This is a genomic window from Sphingomonas hankookensis (genome assembly GCF_028551275.1).
Lineage (GTDB): Bacteria > Pseudomonadota > Alphaproteobacteria > Sphingomonadales > Sphingomonadaceae > Sphingomonas > Sphingomonas hankookensis_A.
In genome coordinates this window covers 2,368,446-2,385,512 of the sequence record NZ_CP117025.1, presented here as the reverse complement: position 1 = coordinate 2,385,512, position 17,067 = coordinate 2,368,446, and the positions used below count along the sequence as shown (strand labels likewise).

10 protein-coding genes are annotated in these 17,067 nt (G+C 67.5%); 4 read left to right on the top strand and 6 right to left on the bottom strand.

The annotated features are described in order from the left end of the window. The first annotated feature begins 2 nt into the window (after positions 1-2). Genes PPZ50_RS11190 through PPZ50_RS11175 form a run of 4 tightly spaced genes read left to right on the top strand, consistent with a single transcriptional unit; the run spans position 3 to position 3,230 of the window. Positions 3-1,034: a glycosyltransferase gene (locus PPZ50_RS11190; RefSeq protein WP_164523857.1), complete on the top strand. Its 1,032-nt coding sequence runs from the start codon at positions 3-5 to the stop codon at positions 1,032-1,034. Beyond that, positions 1,031-2,005, top strand: coding sequence for an acyl-CoA dehydrogenase (locus tag PPZ50_RS11185; protein ID WP_066691251.1), 975 nt, complete (start codon positions 1,031-1,033; stop codon positions 2,003-2,005). The genes PPZ50_RS11190 and PPZ50_RS11185 overlap by 4 nt, the downstream gene beginning before the upstream one ends. Further along, a complete protein-coding gene (locus PPZ50_RS11180) occupies positions 2,002-2,655 on the top strand; it encodes a PIG-L deacetylase family protein (RefSeq protein WP_084401628.1) in 654 nt (217 codons plus the stop codon). Before PPZ50_RS11185 ends, PPZ50_RS11180 begins: the two co-directional genes overlap by 4 nt. Beyond that, entirely contained in the window at positions 2,652-3,230 is a 579-nt protein-coding gene (locus PPZ50_RS11175) for a class I SAM-dependent methyltransferase (protein WP_066691241.1), read from the top strand. The genes PPZ50_RS11180 and PPZ50_RS11175 overlap by 4 nt, the downstream gene beginning before the upstream one ends. Positions 3,231-3,342: 112 nt before the next feature. On the opposite strand, the gene PPZ50_RS11170 is transcribed toward PPZ50_RS11175, so the two are convergent. The 6 genes from PPZ50_RS11170 to PPZ50_RS11145 all read right to left on the bottom strand — a co-directional run bounded on the left by PPZ50_RS11170 (position 3,343) and on the right by PPZ50_RS11145 (position 17,026). Then, positions 3,343-6,723, bottom strand: a complete 3,381-nt coding sequence (locus tag PPZ50_RS11170; protein WP_066691235.1) for a glycoside hydrolase family 2 — start codon at positions 6,721-6,723, stop codon at positions 3,343-3,345. Next, a complete protein-coding gene (locus tag PPZ50_RS11165; RefSeq protein WP_066691231.1) occupies positions 6,720-8,021 on the bottom strand; it encodes a sugar porter family MFS transporter in 1,302 nt (433 codons plus the stop codon). The genes PPZ50_RS11170 and PPZ50_RS11165 overlap by 4 nt, the downstream gene beginning before the upstream one ends. Continuing rightward, positions 8,018-9,520, bottom strand: coding sequence for a tryptophan halogenase family protein (locus tag PPZ50_RS11160; RefSeq protein WP_066691228.1), 1,503 nt, complete (start codon positions 9,518-9,520; stop codon positions 8,018-8,020). Before PPZ50_RS11160 ends, PPZ50_RS11165 begins: the two co-directional genes overlap by 4 nt. A 233-nt stretch (positions 9,521-9,753) precedes the next feature. Next, positions 9,754-12,840 (bottom strand): TonB-dependent receptor, encoded by a 3,087-nt coding sequence (locus tag PPZ50_RS11155; RefSeq protein WP_066691225.1) that lies wholly within the window; start codon positions 12,838-12,840, stop codon positions 9,754-9,756. A gap of 142 nt (positions 12,841-12,982) precedes the next feature. Continuing rightward, positions 12,983-14,551, bottom strand: a complete 1,569-nt coding sequence (locus PPZ50_RS11150) for an alpha-L-arabinofuranosidase C-terminal domain-containing protein (RefSeq protein WP_272815299.1) — start codon at positions 14,549-14,551, stop codon at positions 12,983-12,985. Between the two features lie 87 nt (positions 14,552-14,638). Beyond that, on the bottom strand, positions 14,639-17,026 hold the full coding sequence (locus PPZ50_RS11145) for a membrane-bound PQQ-dependent dehydrogenase, glucose/quinate/shikimate family (RefSeq protein ID WP_066691221.1): 2,388 nt from the start codon (positions 17,024-17,026) through the stop codon (positions 14,639-14,641). Positions 17,027-17,067: the final 41 nt, after the last annotated feature.

Here is a 17,067-nt window from a genome sequence, read left to right as displayed (position 1 = left end):
TGATGGAGGATGCAGCCCGGCAGGCTGTCGCCATCTGCGTTCCGGTTCGTAACGAAGCCGCCCGCCTTCCGCGCTTCCTCGACGGTCTGGGTCGGCTGGCCGTCCCGCCGGCGACCGACGTCGCGGTCTGCCTGCTGCTCGACAGCTGCACCGATGGCAGCGCCGACATCGTGTCGGACTATGCGCACCGCGCGGCGTTCCCCGTCCATGTAGCAACCGCCTGTCGGCCGGATGCCAATGCCGGGATCGCCCGTCATGGCGCGATGACGCTGGGTGCGGCGGTCCTGGGGAACGCGAACGGCATCCTGATGACGACCGACGCCGACAGCTGCCCGCAGGACGACTGGTTGCGGATCACCTTGGCCGCGCTCGCCGGTGCCGACGTCGTCGCCGGCAACGTCATCCGCCGCGGCCCCCGGCGCGACGCGGCACAGGATCGCATCGAGCGATATTATGCCGACCTCTATGCCCTGCGCCGCCGCGTCGATCCGGTGGACTGGGAACCGCCCGTTGCACATCCGCATAGCAGCGCCGCCAACATCGCCATCCGCCTTTCAACCTACGCCGCGCTCGGCGGCTTCGCACCTGTGGCGAGCGGTGAGGACGCACGGCTGATCGACGACGCGGCACGCGCCGGCTTTCGCGTACGACGCGAAGCGGCCAGCGTCGTCCATACCTCGACCCGCCGACAGGGTCGGGCGGAGGGTGGCCTCGCCACCGCGCTCGATTGGCTCGATCGCGCCGGAATCGATCCCGTCCGCGTGACCCATCCAGTCGACCAGCTCTGGCAGTATCGCCACCACGCCGCGGCCCGAAGCGCGTTCCGGCGTCGCGACTTTTCCGCCTTGGCCGCGGCGATCCGGTTGAGCGTGGATCATGTGATCGGGGTCGCACGCGATTGTCCGAACGCGGAGGCATTTGCGATGCGGGTCGTACCGGTAGCGCCACAGGGGATGCGGCAGGTGTCGCTGCCGATCGCGGAAGCTGTCCTTGCCGCGCTGGTAGCGGCCGCCGATCCGGCGCGGGCGGCATGAACGACCTCAGCCTGCGTCTTGCCGAGCTGGGGCGCGATACGGCGGTGGGGAGCGACCCGCAGGATGCGGCATCGCTACTCGCATTGCTGCGGCTGCTCTACACGGTCGGGCGGGAGGACCTTCCGCTTGGCCGGCTGTTCGAAGGGCATGTCGATGCGGTGCAGATCGTCGCCCGTTATGGAACGGCCGAACAGGTTCGCGCCCTGTCCGACGCCATATGCGGTGGAGCGATCCTGGGCGTATGGAATGCCGATCTATCGGGGGAGCCGCTGCGGTGGGATGGGGCTTTGCTGAACGGCGGCAAGAGTTTCGCATCGGGTGCCGGCATTTTGTCCCACGCGTTGGTCACGGTCGATAGCGCCGCTGGACGGCAACTTCTGCTCCTCGACCTCGCGATGGCCGTGCCGGAGATCGACCACGATTTCTGGCGGGTTGCCGGCATGCAGCGATCCGAGACGCATATCGTACGCTGGCAGGACGCGCCGGTCGGACTCGACGCGGCCATCGGGGCACCGGGCGATTATGTGCGGGAGCCTTGGTTCAGCGGCGGCGCGCTGCGGTTCGTCGCGGTGCAGGCCGGCGGAATCGCTCGGCTGGTCGATGTGGTTCGCGATTATCTGGTGACGGCGGGCCGTGCCGCGGACCCGCATCAGGCCGGTCGCCTGGCGCGTCTGTTCGGCCTTGCGGAAGCCTCCAACGCAGCGATACGGCGCGCGGCGGAGGGTTGGTTCGCCGACGAAGCGGCGCGCCTGCCGCTCGTCGCAGCGGCGCGCGCTGCGACCTATGCCGCCGGCGGGGAGGCTATTGCCCTTGCGCAGGAGGCGGTCGGCGTCGCTTCGCTGTTCGTCGATCATCCGCTTTCTGGGACCATGACCGATCTGGCGATGTACTTGCGTCAGCCCGGACCGGATGCGCAGCGGATGCAGGTCGGTGCCGCCGTCGCGTCCGGCATCCTGCGGCCGATGCTGTGAAGGTCAGGGTAGGTCGCCCGCGCGCGTTGCTGGTCGTCGCACCGCATCCGGACGACGAAGCGATTGCGGCCCATAGCCTGATTGCCCGGCTGGCGCGACGTGGTGTCCGCATCGCCATTCTCGTCGTGAGCGACGGCGCGGCATCGCATCCGGGCAGCGCGGCATGGCCGCGTCGGCGCCTGGTGCGCGAACGTCAGCGGGAAACGCGGCGGGTCATGCGGCGGATCGGCGTGATGGCGGACGCCGTGACGTTCCTCGGCCTGCCCGATGGACGGCTGGGTGACCATCTGTCTGAGGTGCGTCGGGCGATGGCGCGTGCCGTTCGCAAGCTGCCGACGCCCCTGCTCGCGCTTGCGCCGTTGTCGAACGACGCGCATCCCGATCACCGCGTCGTGGCGGCGGGAGCCGTCGCGCGACCGGGCCTGTGTTGGTGGCGCTATCCGGTATGGCCGGCCGGGCAGCGGTGGCGCGGGTCGCGTATGCTGCCGCTGACCGCGCAGGAGCGTCTGGCCAAACGTAACGCGATCCGCAGCTATCGCACCCAGGCTGGATGGATCACCGACGATCCGACAGGCTTCGCGATGACCCGCCAACAGATCGCCGCGTTCAGCGGTCCGCAGGAAGTCTTCGTCGTGGCTGGCCGGCGATGAGGCCGATCACGCTTGACGGGTTCGAGCGCAGCTTCACGCACGATCCCGATCCGTGGCGTACCTTTTCCGACCATGACGAGGCGATCAAGCGCACCGCGATCCTGCATGCGATCGGCTGCGCCCCGCGCGGCCGGGTGCTCGAGCTGGCCGCGGGTAACGGTTCGAACAGTCGCGCACTGGCCGCGCGAAGTCTACGGCTGGATGCGACCGAGGCGACCGCCGCGGGAACGAAGCTGGTCGCTGCTGCTCTTCGGGGACGGGCGCCGCGTGCCCGGGCGATACGGCTGGCCGTGCCCGCCCGGTTTCCGCGGGGTCAATATGACGCGGTCGTCATTGCCGAGATGCTCTACTATCTGTCGCCCAAGGCAATGAAGCATACCGCGCAGGACGTCGCACGCGCCCTGCGGCCCGGGGGCATGCTCGTGCTGGCGCATCATCGGATCGACTTTCACGACTTTGCCCAGCATGCCTGCCACTTGCAGCAGACGTTTCTCACACAGACGGGTCGCGAATGGCGGGTCCGTATCGTTCGCCGAACCCGGCGATGGGTGGTGCTCGCCTGCAGGCTGCTGTGACCATTAGCCAAGACGGCCAATCCAGAGCGGAGTCTTAGGGCCACTGCTCGATGCGGGATCGAACCGCGTCCGATCCCGCACCGATACGAAGCGACCGCCTACACCTTGCCCATCACGGCTTCAGCGTCGAATTGGCGAGGTTCCAGCCACGCAGCGATACCATCGGTGCCGCCGCTTGCGTCGCCGGATAGCGGATGGTGACGTCGCGGTGTTCGCCGGGGAGGAGGGAGATATAGTTGTCGCTGTAGAAGGCGGGGAGAATGCGGGCGCCGCTCGGCCCGGTCAGGGTCAGTTTGACGTTGAGTGCGGGCACGGCTCCATCGTTCGACAGCGTGACGGCGACCATGCGGTCGGCACCATCGACTACCGGCGCGGCCATGCGGGTCGTGAGCTTCGCCGGGGCGAGGCCGTTGAGCGCCTGGTAGGATGCGGCATCGCGTCCGCGCCAGTAGAAATTGTCGGAGACCTGCCGACCGGCGGCGTCGGTGAGCGTCAGGCGGACCAGCACCATCGGATGCGCCGCATATAGCCCGTCGAGCGGAACGACGGCCAGCGTGGTTGCGCGGTTGGCGAGCGCGTCGACCCGGTCGGTCCGGGTGAACAGTTCGGCATTGTCCAGCCCGACCACGCGCACGCGGGCGGTCAAGCCCTTCGCATCCGTCTGCGTCGTGTTCAGCACGACCAGTTCGTTGCCCGGCAGGTTCAGCTGGACATGGAGCGGTTCGGCGGCCTTCTTCGCGCCGTAATAGGCCGCGTGGGTGTCATAGTCCCACGAATAGATCTGCCACGCATTGGACGGCCACGCCGGGTGGGTCATCCACAGCAGCCGGCCGCTATTCTTGGTCCACAGATGCCCCAGGAAACCTTCGTACATCGCCTTGTGCGTTTCGAGGTTCATCATCTGCGCCTTGCGTTCGAAATCGGCGAAGTCCTTGCCCGGTCCGAACATCGTCGCCAGCGTCTGCATGAACGTCTTGGTGTCGCCGTTCCCGCCGAAATGCCAGTCGTGATAGGCGAGCACATCGCCCAGCGGCCAGCGGTCGCCGGCGGGGACGTAGGATGCGATCGATTCGGCGGTCGACAGCGACGGCGTGCCGGTTTCGACCGAAAAGCCGGTGGCGAGATCGGTGAAATAGCCGACCGGCGGGCGGTAGTTGTACGGCCCCGACCCCTGCAAATTCACGACGTTCGACGATCCGGTGAACCAGCGCGTGCCGTCGAGCTGGAACACGGCATCGTCCAGCCCCTCGTTCAGCGCCGGATAGGGGACGCCCTCGTTGCGGCCGAACCACAGGATGATCGACGGGTGGTTGCGATAGCGTGCGATGGTGTCGCGGGCGTTGGCGAGGAACAGCGACGCATCGTCGGGTTCGATCTGGAAATTCTGGGTCGATTGCCAGAAATCGTTCAGGACCATCATGCCGTTTTCGTCGGCGAGGTCGTAGAACTCCTCCTCGGTATTCGTCCCCATCCAGTTGCGGATGACGTTCATGTGCGCCTCGCGCTGGAGGCGGAAGAAGGGGGCGAGCCAGGCATAGCTGACCCGCTTCATCGCATCGTCCATGCCCCAGTTGCCGCCGCGCGCGGCGATCCGCACGCCGTTGACGCGGATGGTCAGGTGCGGCTCGGGTAGCGTTTCGGCGATGGTCGTCACGGCGCGTGACGTCTCGCCCGCCGCGGTCAGCGATTCCGCCCATCCGGTCGGGGTCTGCTTGATCGCACCATGGCGGACGTCGATCAGCTTCTGCCCGGCAAGGCCGCCATCGGTCGTCTGGACATTGACCCGGCGCAGCGCGCCCTTCGCATCGAACAGCGACAGGTCGTAGCTGACCTCGCGGATGCCGAAGCGTCCCGCCTTGCGGTCCGACACGCCGTTCGCGTCGCTGACCTGATAAGTCGCGTGATAGAGATGCGGGTCGCCATAGCCGTTGGGCCACCAGAGTTTGGGATTGGCGACGCGCAGCGCGGGGAAGTCGGCGGGGGTGAAGCGGACGTCGCTGCGGCCGGGCGGGGCGGTAACCTGCCTTTCGACCGTCACCCCTTCGAACGCGACCTTGACCGTGACGGGGGCGGCGGGGCCGCTATTGTCGATCGGGACGGTGATGTGCACGTCGGCGCGGTCGGTGCGGGGCAGCGGCAGGTCGGTGACGACCTGCGGGTCGAGGATGCGGACCGCGCCATGCGCCAGCAGCTCGACCGGACGCCACAGCCCGGTATTGCGGTCGCGGATGCCCGGAATCCAGTCCCACCCCTCGGTCGCGACGAAGGTCGGGCCGTCGATCGCCAGCTGTCCGCCATTTTCGCCGACGCCACCCGCGACCGATTGTTCGTGCGGAATGCCGGGATGGGGCGGCGGCGATACGCGGACCGCGATCACATTCTCGCCGGCGACCGGCACGAAATCGAACTGGCCACGGATGAACGCGCCGCGCGTCGTGCCGAGCGCGGCTCCGTTCGCCCAGATTTCGGCGGCATAGTTGATCCCGCCGAACACGATGGTCAGCTTCTTGCCCGCGGCGTCCGCCGGCACGGTGAAGCGCGTGCGATACCAGTAATCCTGCCGCGCCAGCTTTTCGGGAATCTTCAGATTGTTCAGGCCGTAATAGGGATCGGGATAGACCCCGCGATCGACCAGCGTCTGCAGCACGGTGCCGGGTACGGTTGCGGCATGCCAGCTTCCCTTCGGGTTTCCCGGCCGCGACAGCGCTGCGCCGTCGCCCGCGACATCGGGCGCGGCGGCCAGTTGCCAGCCGTTGATCTGCCATCGGCCGGCGGCCAGCGGCTGGACCACCGGCGCGCCCGGCAGCGGCTTTGCCGCCGGTGCGCTATAGGCATCGCCCTTGCTCTGCGGCAGGGTCCACGCGTCCTGCTGCTGCGTCAGCCCGATATTGGCCTGTTTCTGGAACGGCCAGGTGACGCCGACCTCCCACAACTGGACATTGGCGAAGTCGGGACGCGGAAGGGCGGCGATGTCAGCCGCCGCCAGCGCGCGGTCGTGCAGCGTCACCCCGACCAGCGTACCGCCGAAATGGGGCCGACCGGGTATCGCGCGGGCGATATGCAGCGTTTCCTGCGTCGCGGCCGACGGGGCCACGCCGGTCGCGACGCGGCGGCCATCGACATAGATGGCGGCGCGGCGGCCGTCCGAACTGACGGCGACCTGCGTCCAGCGTCCGGGCGTGATGGCAGGGCCGGCAAGGGTCGCATCGCCATCGCGCAGCGCAAGACGCCCGTCGTCGAGCGATAACACGCGCCCGTCGCCGATCGCGACCAGCGGGACGGTGCCGTTCTGTCGGGCGTCGGCCTTGATCCACAGGGTCATGGCGTAGGGGGCGCTGGCCGCAGTCACCGGACCGGTGACGGGACGTTCGATGCCGATCCCGCCGGTCAGGAAGCTGGCGTTATAGGGACCGCCGTTCGCGGGCACCTGTGCCGCGGCGATGCCGCCCCATCCCGCACCGGCCAGCAGCGCTGCCAGAATGCCCAGTTTCATGCGGAAATCCTCTTTGTCAGTTCGGCGCTGATCGCTTCGAGATCGCGGCCACGGGTTTCGGGGAACAGACGCCAGACCAGCAGCGCCTGCAGCAGCATCGCGGCGGCAAAGCCCCAGAAGGGCAAGGCCCGGTCCCACTGCGCAACCAGCGGAAAGGCGAAGGACAGGACGGCATTGGCGACCCAATGGGTCGCGCTGCCGATCGCCTGCCCCCGCGCGCGCACGTCGGTCGGGAAAATCTCGCTGAGATAGACCCAGATGACCGCGCCCTGCGACATGGCGAAGGCGGCGATGAACAGGATCAGCAGCGGCAGCAGCAGGGCGGGCGAGGCCAGTCCCATATAGACCAGCGCGACGCCGCCCAGGGCGATCGCGGTGACGATGCCGCCGCCGATCAGCAGCGGACGCCGCCCGAAGCGATCGATCACGCCCATGCCGATCACGGTCGCGATCAGGTTGGCGACGCCGATCGCGATCGCCTGCACATCGCCCGACACGCCGGTAAAGCCCGCCGCCGCGAAAATGTCGTTCAGGTAATAGAGGATCGCGTTGATGCCCGACAGCTGGTTGAACAGCCCGATGGCGATGGCGAGCAGGATCGGCATGCGATGCGCGCGCCAGTGGAGCCGGCCGGTGCCGCCGCCCTCCGCTGCCGGGATCGCATCCAGCCCGAGCCGGGCAGCGGCATCGGCGGCCTCGTCGCTGCGTCCGCGCGCCGACAACCAGCGCGGGCTTTGCGGCAGGCCGGTCAGCAGGATCAGGAACAGCGCCGCCGGCACCGCCGCGACGCCCAGTTTCCAGCGCCACGCGATATCGGCGGCGACTGCCTGCGCGACCAGATAGTTGCTGAGATAGGCGACCAGGATGCCGGCGACGATGTTGAACTGGAACAGGCCGACCAGCAGCCCGCGCCGCTTCGCCGAACTGATCTCGGCGATATAGACCGGGACCAGGACCGACGATGCACCGATGGCGAGGCCGCCCAGCACGCGAAAGGCGATGAAGCCGGTCAGCGTGGTGGCGATGGCACAGCCGACCGCCGACACGACATAGAGCAGCCCGATGACGCGGAGTACGGCAAGGCTGCCCCAGCGGTCGCCCGGTGCGCCGCTGAACAGCGCGCCGACCAGCGTTCCCCACAGCGCGGCGGAGACGGCGAGGCCGAGGCCCGCTTCGGACAGGGCATATTGGCTGCGCAGGGCATCGGTGACGCCGGAGATGACGGCGGTGTCGAACCCGAACAACAGCCCGCCGAGGCTCATCGCGATGACGGCGCGGGTGTGGGTCGCGCCGCTCATGCGCCTGCCACCCGGGCGAGGAACGCACCATGCGGTTCGGCATGGGACAGGGTCCGCGCGATCGCGGCGCGCATCCGCCCGAAGCTTTCGAGCAGGGCGTCTTCGCCGATCGCGTCGGCCAGCGGCGAATGCCGGTCGGGCAGGTCGCCGAACCCGGCATAGAGGCTCAGCCAGCTGGGGTCCTGGAATGTATCCCATTCGTTGCGCACGAATTCTCCTCCCGAACGCCATGCGTCCAGCTTGATCTGCAAGGGGGCGGGCGGTTCGACCGCGCGGATGGCCTGCCAGAACGGCTCGTCGCGGCCGTTGGCGAGATAATGGAGGAACAGGAAGTCGCGCAGCCGTTCGAATTCCAGCACCGATTGCCGGTTATAGGTGGCGGCGAGGCGGGGATCGCAGTCGCGGTCGGGGAACAGTGCGACGAAGCGTTCCAGGCCCGATTGGATCAGCGAGATGCTGGTCGATTCCAGCGGCTCGAGGAAGCCCGAGGCGAGGCCCAGGCCTACGACATTGCCGCTCCAGAAGCGTGCGCGGTGCCCGGTGACGAAGCGCAGGCGGTTGGGATCGGCGAGCGGGGCTCCTTCGAGCGTCGCGAGCAGCGCGTCCTCCGCATCGGCATCGGACTGGAAGCTGCTGCAATAGACGCTGCCATTGCCGATACGGTGGCGCAGCGGGATACGCCATTGCCACCCGGCCTTGCGCGCGGTCGCGACGGTATAGGGCGTCGGATCGCCCGGCGCGGCGCGGCACGGGATCGCCACCGCACGGTCGCATGGCAGCCAGTGGCGCCAGTCGACATAGGGCACGCCCAGTGCCTCGCCCAGCAACAGGCTGCGGAACCCCGACGCGTCGATCCACAGGTCGCCGGCGATCGTGCGCCCATCTTCCAGCGTCACCTGCGTCACAAGGCCGCGCGGCTGGTCGGTCGCGACCGATACGATCCGCCCGTCGACATGCGCGACCCGGTTGGCAAGCGCGAGGCGGCGCAGCAGCGCGGCAAAGGCGGCGGCATCGAAATGCAGCGCGAAGTTGAACACGCCGATATCGTTGGCCGGCCGGTCGACCGGCGGCAGGAACAGGCCGTTGCGGGCCAGTTGGGTGGCGAGGCAATAGTCGGCGAGCGGTCCGGCCTTGCCCAGCGCGTTCAGTCGCAGCCAGTATTGGTGGAAGGCGACGCCCTCCGCCCCGACGCCATACAGGCCGAAGGGGTGGAAGAAGCGGTGGCCTTCGCCGCCCCAGCCGTCGAAGCGGATGCCGTATTTGATCGTGCCGCCGGTTTCGCGCAGCACATCGGCCTCGCCCAGCTCGATCGCCGACAGGAAGTCGCGGATCGCCGGGACGGTCGCCTCGCCGACGCCGACGGTACCGATCGCCGCGCTGTCGACGACGGTGATCGACAGGTTCAGATGGGCGAGCCGCCGCGCCAGATAGGTCGCCGCCATCCACCCCGCCGTCCCACCACCGACGATGACGATCGATCGAACCGGTTCGTGCGGCATCTGTCCCCCCCGTGTCGCTTGTGTCGTTCGTATCGCCTACTACCGTACCCCCGCGCAGGCGGGGTACGGCCACATTTTGCAAACATTCTGCCCCAGTCGTCACCCCAGCGCAGGCTGGGGTCTCCATGGGGCGGGTGCTGCGGTCCCCTCGCAGAGACCCCGGCCTGCGCTGCGGTGACGAAATGGCCAAGCAGGTGGCGACATGTCGGCAACCCGCCACGTCGCCACGCGGCTCAGAACTTCGCCCGCACGCCGGCGATGAAGCGGCGTTCGTAGATGTTCTCGTTGAACACCTGATCCTGCCAGGTCAGGTAGTAGCGTTCGGTCTCCGCGGTCAGGTTCGATGCCTGGCCGTAGATGCTGAAATGCGGCGTGATGTCGTAGGAGATCGACGCGTCGAGATAGTTGGTCGGTTCCTGATACTGGGCCAGCCCCTGAATGCCACCATAGTTGGACGAGGCGAGCCGCTTCGAGCGGAAGTTGTACGCGACGCGCGCCTGCAACCCGTACTTCTCGAACCAGAGGGCGGCGTTGACCTGATGCTTGCTGTTGTCCTGGAACGGCATCTTGTTGCCGGCGAGGTCGATCTGTCCGGCATCGCCCAGCGACAGCGTGTAGTTCGCGTCGACGCCGAAGCCGCCGAGGAAGCCGCCCACGCCGTAATCGGCGAGCGACTGGCGGGCCGATGCCTCGATGCCCTTCAGCGTACCGCCTTCGCCCTGCGCCAGCGTGTTGGTGACGACCGGGCGACGGATCACGCCGTCATTGTCGGGGATGTCGTTGCGCAGTTCGGTGGTGGTGGTGATGAAGCTGTCGACCGCGATGTAGAAGGCGCCGACCGCGACCAGGCTGGAGCGGCCGGTATAATATTCGAGGCTCGCTTCGGCATTGGTCGCGCGCCACGGGTTGAGGTTCGGGTTGCCGCGCGAATCCGCCGTCCGCGCCTCGAACCGGGCCGGATTGACCTGGGTATTGATCGCATAGTTGACGTTCAGGCCACCGCCCCATTGCAGGAAGTCGAGCACCGTCATCGTCTTGGAGAAGGCGGCCCGGGCGCGCAGCTTGTCGGTTACGTCGAACGCGACGTTGAAGGCGGGCAGGAAGTCGGTGAACTCCCGCTCAGTCGTCACGTCGCCGGCATCGACCCCCGACACGCCATAGGGCTGCGGCGCGCCGACGATGTTCTGGCGGACGTTCAGCCGGGTATTGACGACCTGAAGCCCGCCATTCGCCCGGAACGGCATGCCGAACAGCTCGCCCTCGCCCGAAACCTGGCCATAGCCCGAGATCTGGCGGACGTTGACGGTGAACGAGTCCGCCGGATTGACCAGATTCTGGCTGCCGGGATAGAATTTGTTCTGCCACGCCTCGCTGTCGTCCATCGCGTGCGGGTCGAGCACGTAGAGCGCCGGTGCGCCGGCGGCGGGCAGGGCATATTGCTTGACCAGTCCGGCGAAGACCGGATCGTTCGCCTGCCGGGTATAGCCCGCGGTATAGGCGTTGCCCTGCGCATCGAGCACGGCGCACTTGTTGTCGTTCAGGTTGACGTCGAACGCCTTCCACTTGACGAGGCATCCGCCCGCCGGGTTGGCGGCATTGTCGGTGTTGCCGGCATAGAAGGGCGAGACGCGGTCAAAGGTGAACTGGTCGACATTGCGTTCGCCATAGCGGCCACCGAACGACAGCTTCACACCGTTATCGGCGGTATATTCGCCATCGGCGCGCAGCGCCCACAGATCGCCTTCCTGATACACATTGCCTTCGGACGAGATCGTCTTCAGCCCGTAGCGCGAAGGATCGGACACCTGCGACAGGAAGGCCGGCGAGAAGCCGAACACCGGCGCGCCGCTGGAATAATCGACGGTCGCGGTCTGGCTGTAGATCTGGAAGCCGGTCGGGTTGAACCGACGGTCGCCGCCGAGCGAGGCGGGATAGTTGCCGACGCCGTTATAGGCCCATTGGCTGCCGTTGGTCAGGTTGAACTGGGTATAGGACTGGTCGCGGCGGCGCGACGCCTTGCCATAGATGCCGCGGATCGTACCCTTGAACTGGTCGCTCGGCTGCCAGTCGAGCTGAAGATTATAGTTCTGCGATTCGCTCTTGGTGCGGAAGGTTTCCGAATAGCTGTCAAAGTTGGGCAGGCTGTAGGTATATTGCTGCACCGTGTTGACGTTGTAGCCGCCGACGACCGCGCCGGTATCGCGCGACTTGGTCGGCAGGAACGGCGACGACAGCCAGTCGACGTTGGAAAACTGGAAACCGGCGGTGCGGTCATATTGCGTCTGCCGCGTGTAGAAGCCGTCGGCGGTCAGTTTGAGCGCATCGTTGATCTCGAACTGGAGCGAGGCGTTGGCGCCGAAGCGTTCGCGGTTGGTGATGCGGTTCCACGCGGTGTGTGACTGCGGCGTGATGAACGCGTCATTGGCATCGCCGTCGCCGTTCACGTCATAGCCGATGATCGCGCCCTGCGCATTGCGCACCGGCGTGCCGCGGCTGACGCCGTTGTTGCCGACCGCGAACGCGCCCGGGTTGGTCGCGCTACCGCCTTCGTTGTTCAGCGCGACGCCGTAATCCTGCACGCCGCGGAAGCTGTTGCCGAGCGTCAGGTCGCTATAGGCGGCCGACACCAGCACGCCGAAGCGATCGCCATGATAGGCGATCAGGCCGTTGGCCGACGGGCTCCAATTCTTGGTCTCGTCGCCATATTGCCCTTCGGCGGCCGCCGACAGCGTCAGCCCGCTCTTCAAATCCATCGGCCGACGCGTAAGCAGGTCGACCGTGCCGGACAGGCCCGCCTGTTGCAGCGACGCGGTCGGCGACTTGAACACCGTCGCGCCGGAGAAAAGCTGCGAGGGAATGTCGGTGAAGTTCGGCTGGACCGTCGTCACCGAATTGGCGCCGAGGAACTGTTCGCCGTTCATCAACGTGGTGACCTGCGGCAGGCCGCGGATGTTGACCGCGCCGCCTTCACCCGCCTCGCGGCGGATCTGTACGCCCGGAATGCGTTGCAGCGAATCCGAGATGGTGACGTCGGGGAGCTTGCCGATATCCTGCGCGCTGATCGCTTCGACCACGCTGGCGGCGTTGCGCTTGATTTCGACCGAGCGGGCCTGCGATGCACGGATGCCGGTCACGACGATCTCGTCGCCGGTGGCATCGACCTGTTCGGGGGCGGCGACCGCATCGGCGGGGGTGGTCGGCGCGGCGGGGGTGTTGCCGACCCCGGTTTGCGCCCAGGCGCCGCCCGATGCTGCCAGACCAAAAACCGATACTGCACCCAGCAATACCGAACGAACTACCGTCGACGAGTCGTAGCGCATCGGACCTCCCCAATGTTTCGTCAGGCGATCCGTTCGCCGCCTGATTCGATTAATTAAATTGATTATTCTTTTTGCGCCGCGATCTGTCAACCGGGGAGGTCATTCGGAAGGATGAATATTCGCGACGCATCTGCCCGGCCGGTCAGCGGCGGAAGTGCAGCACCGTGATCGAGTGGGCCGGGAAACTGTAGTGGTCGGGGATGGTGCCCAGCGTGCGGGACCGTTCCGCCACGACATTCTCCTCCGGCCGGTCGAGCGTATTGGCGCTGCGCGGCGAAGGGGCCGACAGTTCGTGCAGATCGACCCGGCGATAACCGGCCGGTCGCGCGATGCGGGTTGCGACCGCCCGGTCGGGATGCCGGTTGACGACGAACACGCTGATCGTGCCACCGGCATCGTCGATCGTCGCGGCGGTGTCGAGCGAGCGCTGCTGTTCCGCGCCGGGCAGCGCGAGCACCGGCGAGGGCAGGGTCGCCGACAGCCGGTGGCTGCCACAGAAGCGACGATAGAGCGCCATGACGAACCAGATGGTCTGCGCGATCGATCCGGTCGCATTGGTCAGGATCGGCGCCAGCACGTTCACCGTCTGTGCCCAGGTCGCCATGCCGATGATGTCGGCATTGCGGATCATGACGTTGTACAGCGTCGCCGTCGCCAGCGCGTGATTCCAGTCGTACCGGGTTTCCATGTTGTAGACGCCGCCGCCGGCATCTTCCCATATGCCGATTTCATCGAGCGCGATCATCATCGGCGCCGCGCGGGGCGGGAAGCGATACCATTTGTTGAATTCGGTCACCCGCGGCGGGGCGAGGCGGGCGATCTGGTCCCGGATCGTGCCGATCGTCGCCTCGGTATCGTCGGCGCTCTTGATGAGCGACAGTGGCACGCCGCCCTGCGTCTTGGGATAGAGATGGAGCGCGAGATAGTCGGCAACGGGGTGCAGCTCGTGGACGACCCGTTCGTTCCACGCCTGTCCGCCGCCCGCCGCGATCAGCTTGATCGACGGGTCGTGCAATTTCATCAGCTTGGCATAATACCATGCCTCCCGCACATAGTCGGCCGGGTCCTGCAACCGGCCGGCATCGGGTTCGGCGTCCTCTTCGTTGCCCAGCCCCCAATATTTCACGGCATGCGGCGCGTCGAAGCCGTTGCGGCGACGCAAATCGGCATAATGGGTCCTGCCGGTGCCGTTGCAATATTCGACCCAGTTCGACGCTTCCTCGGCGGTGCCGACACCCATGCTGACGGTGATGAACGGTTCGGCCTTGAGTTCGCGGGCGTAGCGAATGAATTCGTCGGTGCCGAAATGATTGTCCTCGACCCCGCCCCAGATCAGGTTGGGGCGGACACGACGCGTCGCCCGCGGGCCGATCCCGTCCTCCCAATGGTAGATTTTCGTTACCGTACCGCCGGGAAAGCGCAGGATCGTCGGTTGCAGTCCCAGCACCTTGGCCAGCACGTCACGCCGGAAGCCGTTGGCGTCGGAGAGCGGCGATCCCTCCTCGAAGATGCCGCCGGTAATCGAACGGCCGAGAAATTCGATGAACTGCCCGAAGATCAGCGGCGAGATCGGCGCCCGCCGCCCGGCGGTATCAATTTCGAGCGTGCCGACGCTCGTCCCGCCGACTTGCGCCCGTGCCAGCCGCGGAAGGCCGGTCGTCGCCACGATCGCCGATCCCGCCTTCAATATGTCGCGCCTGGCCCACATCATCGCCGCATCCCTCCGTTGCTGTCCGCCGCCCCATAGCAAGGACTGCGGATTTGTCAGAGTATTTTGCGACGAAGCGCGCTACGTCAATTACTTAGCCGGCGGGGTGGGCAGCGCATAGACCGTCAGGGCATCTCCCAGCTTCGTCTCGAACCGGGCGTGACCGGTCGCGCCGATCGCGACATATTGGCGACCGCGATGCATATAGGTCATCGCCGAGGACTGGCCGCCGGCGGGCAGTCGCGCCGACCATAGCAACCGCCCGGTGGTGGTTTCGAACGCGCGCAGATAATGGTCCTGCGCGGCGGCGATGAAGGTAAGGCCCCCGGCGGTCGTTACTGCGCCGCCCAGGTTCGGCGTACCGATGACGATGCGCAACTGCGACGGAATGCCCAGCGGCCCGGTATCGCGGCCGGTTCCCAGCGGTTGCGACCAGAGCAGCCGACCGCTGCGCAGGTCGGTCGCGGCGATATAGCCCCAAGGCGGCGCGATGCAGGGCACGCCCAGCGGCGACAGCCACATCGGCCGGTCGACGCCATAGGGTGCGCCCTTCTGCGGGGCGACCGCCTGGTCGGGGCGACGTCCGCCATCGCCGATCGCCGGATCGGCGACATCGGCGCGGGGGATCAGCTGGACACGGTTGGGCAGGCGGCTGTGGTTGCTGATGATGACGCCGCGCGCGGGGTCGAGTGCGATTCCGCCCCAGTTCATGCCGCCGACGGTGCCGGGGAACAGCAAGGTCCCTAGGCCCTTGCCGGTCGGCGGGGTGTAGATGCCGTCATAGCGCATGCGGTGGAACTGGATCCGGCACAGCGCGGCGTCGAGCGGGGTCAGGCCCCAGCTATGACGCGCATCGATGCGTTCGGGATCGCGTTCCGGACGCCCCGACAGATTGGGATATGCTACCGATTGCGGTTGTACCGGCGACAGCCGGTCGCCCGGCATGCCGTCGGTCGGGACCGGGCGATAGTCGACCGGCGTGACCGGGCGACCGGTGCGGGCATCTAGGACGAACAGCGACCCGGTCTTCGTTGCCTGGATCACCACCGGCCGTGCCGCGCCGCCCACCGGGAGCGTCGTCAGCACCGGCTGTGCGCCCGAATCATAGTCGAAACGGTCCCGCTCGACGGTGCGGAATGCCCAGCGGGTCGCCCCGGTCGCCAGGTCGACCGCGACGACCGCGCTGCTGAAACGGTCGTCCTCCGGATCGCGATTGCCGCCCCAATGGTCGTTGCCGGCATTGCCGGTCGCCAGCAGCACCAGCCCGAGCCCGGCATCGCCCGAGATGACGTTCCAGACGTTCGGCGTCCCCTTGGGCCAGGTCTGGTCCGCGTCGAGCGGGGCTCGGGCGTCGCTGCGCTTCGCGTCCCACGCCCAGCGCAGCGCACCGGTGGTGGCGTCATAGGCGCGCACGACGCCGGACGGCGCGTCGCGGCGCTGGTTGTCGCTCACCTGCTGCCCGACGACGACCATGTCGCCGATGACCGATGGGCCGGAATTGCTCGACGCATGGCCGGGTTCCTTGAGGCCCATGCCGGCGGTCAGGTCGACCGTGCCGTCGCGCCCGAAGCCCGGGCAGCGCCGCCCGGTCCGTGCGTCCAGCGCGATCAGCCGGCCATCGGCGACTGCGACGAAGATGCGGCGGGCGCAGATTGCTGCGCCCTCGCCTGGTGCCGCATGATAACCAACGGTGCGGCATGCGACCGAGAAGGCGGATTCGAGCGTGCGCGGCGCGATGGTCGGCACGAACCGCCATTTCTCGCGCCCGGTCGCCGGGTCCAGTGCGAAGACACGGTTGCGTGGCGAGCATAGAAAGAGGGTGTCGTCGGCCTTGAGCGGGGTGTTCTGCGCCGAGAAGAAGACGCGTCCGTCCTGTTCGGGCAGGTCGCCGGTGTGGAACCGCCATGCTTCGCGCAGGGAGCCGACATTGGCCGGCGTGATCTGCGTCGCCGGGGAATAGCGCGTGCCGGCATTGGTGCCGCCGAAGGCGGTCCAGTCGGTGTCGGCTGGGCCGGGGGCAACCGCGACGGCGGTTCGCGCGGTTCCGGGACGCTCCCAGAAGAAGGCGAGGGTGGCGGCAATGGTCAGCAACAGGCCGACCGCGCCGATCGCGACGGTGCGCAACGGGCGGGTGCCGAGGGGTATCAGCCCGACGACGGCGGACGCCAGTACCAGCGCGCCGAGCAGGCCGACCCGACCGGCAAGGTCGAAGCCCCAGGACTCCATCCACCCCTTGCCCGCGATCTCGACCAGCGACCACAGCAAGGTGACGAGCAGCGCGACCCCACCGGCCACGACCGCCGTTGCCGGACGGCCGCGCCATGCGACGACGGCGCCTGCGACCAGCAGCAGGCCGGTGACGAGATAATAGGCGGTGCCCCCCAGCGTCACGAGCCACAGTCCCAGCGCCGTCATCGCTGCGCCGAGCAGGCCGGTAAGGGTCTGTAGCCCCAGGAACAGGATGCGGGGAGCGTTCATGCGGCCAACTCCCGGGAGGTGCAGCGCAAGGCGGCGGAGGT

Bases quoted from the DNA above. Each gene is read 5' to 3' on its own strand.
- PPZ50_RS11190 (WP_164523857.1), top strand. From the start codon at position 3: ATGGAGGATGCAGCCCGGCAGGCTGTCGCCATCTGCGTTCCGGTTCGT.
- PPZ50_RS11185 (WP_066691251.1), top strand. From the start codon at position 1,031: ATGAACGACCTCAGCCTGCGTCTTGCCGAGCTGGGGCGCGATACGGCG.
- PPZ50_RS11175 (WP_066691241.1), top strand. From the start codon at position 2,652: ATGAGGCCGATCACGCTTGACGGGTTCGAGCGCAGCTTCACGCACGAT.
- PPZ50_RS11170 (WP_066691235.1), bottom strand. From the start codon at position 6,723: ATGAAACTGGGCATTCTGGCAGCGCTGCTGGCCGGTGCGGGATGGGGC.
- PPZ50_RS11165 (WP_066691231.1), bottom strand. From the start codon at position 8,021: ATGAGCGGCGCGACCCACACCCGCGCCGTCATCGCGATGAGCCTCGGC.
- PPZ50_RS11160 (WP_066691228.1), bottom strand. From the start codon at position 9,520: ATGCCGCACGAACCGGTTCGATCGATCGTCATCGTCGGTGGTGGGACG.
- PPZ50_RS11155 (WP_066691225.1), bottom strand. From the start codon at position 12,840: ATGCGCTACGACTCGTCGACGGTAGTTCGTTCGGTATTGCTGGGTGCA.
- PPZ50_RS11150 (WP_272815299.1), bottom strand. From the start codon at position 14,551: ATGATGTGGGCCAGGCGCGACATATTGAAGGCGGGATCGGCGATCGTG.
- PPZ50_RS11145 (WP_066691221.1), bottom strand. From the start codon at position 17,026: ATGAACGCTCCCCGCATCCTGTTCCTGGGGCTACAGACCCTTACCGGC.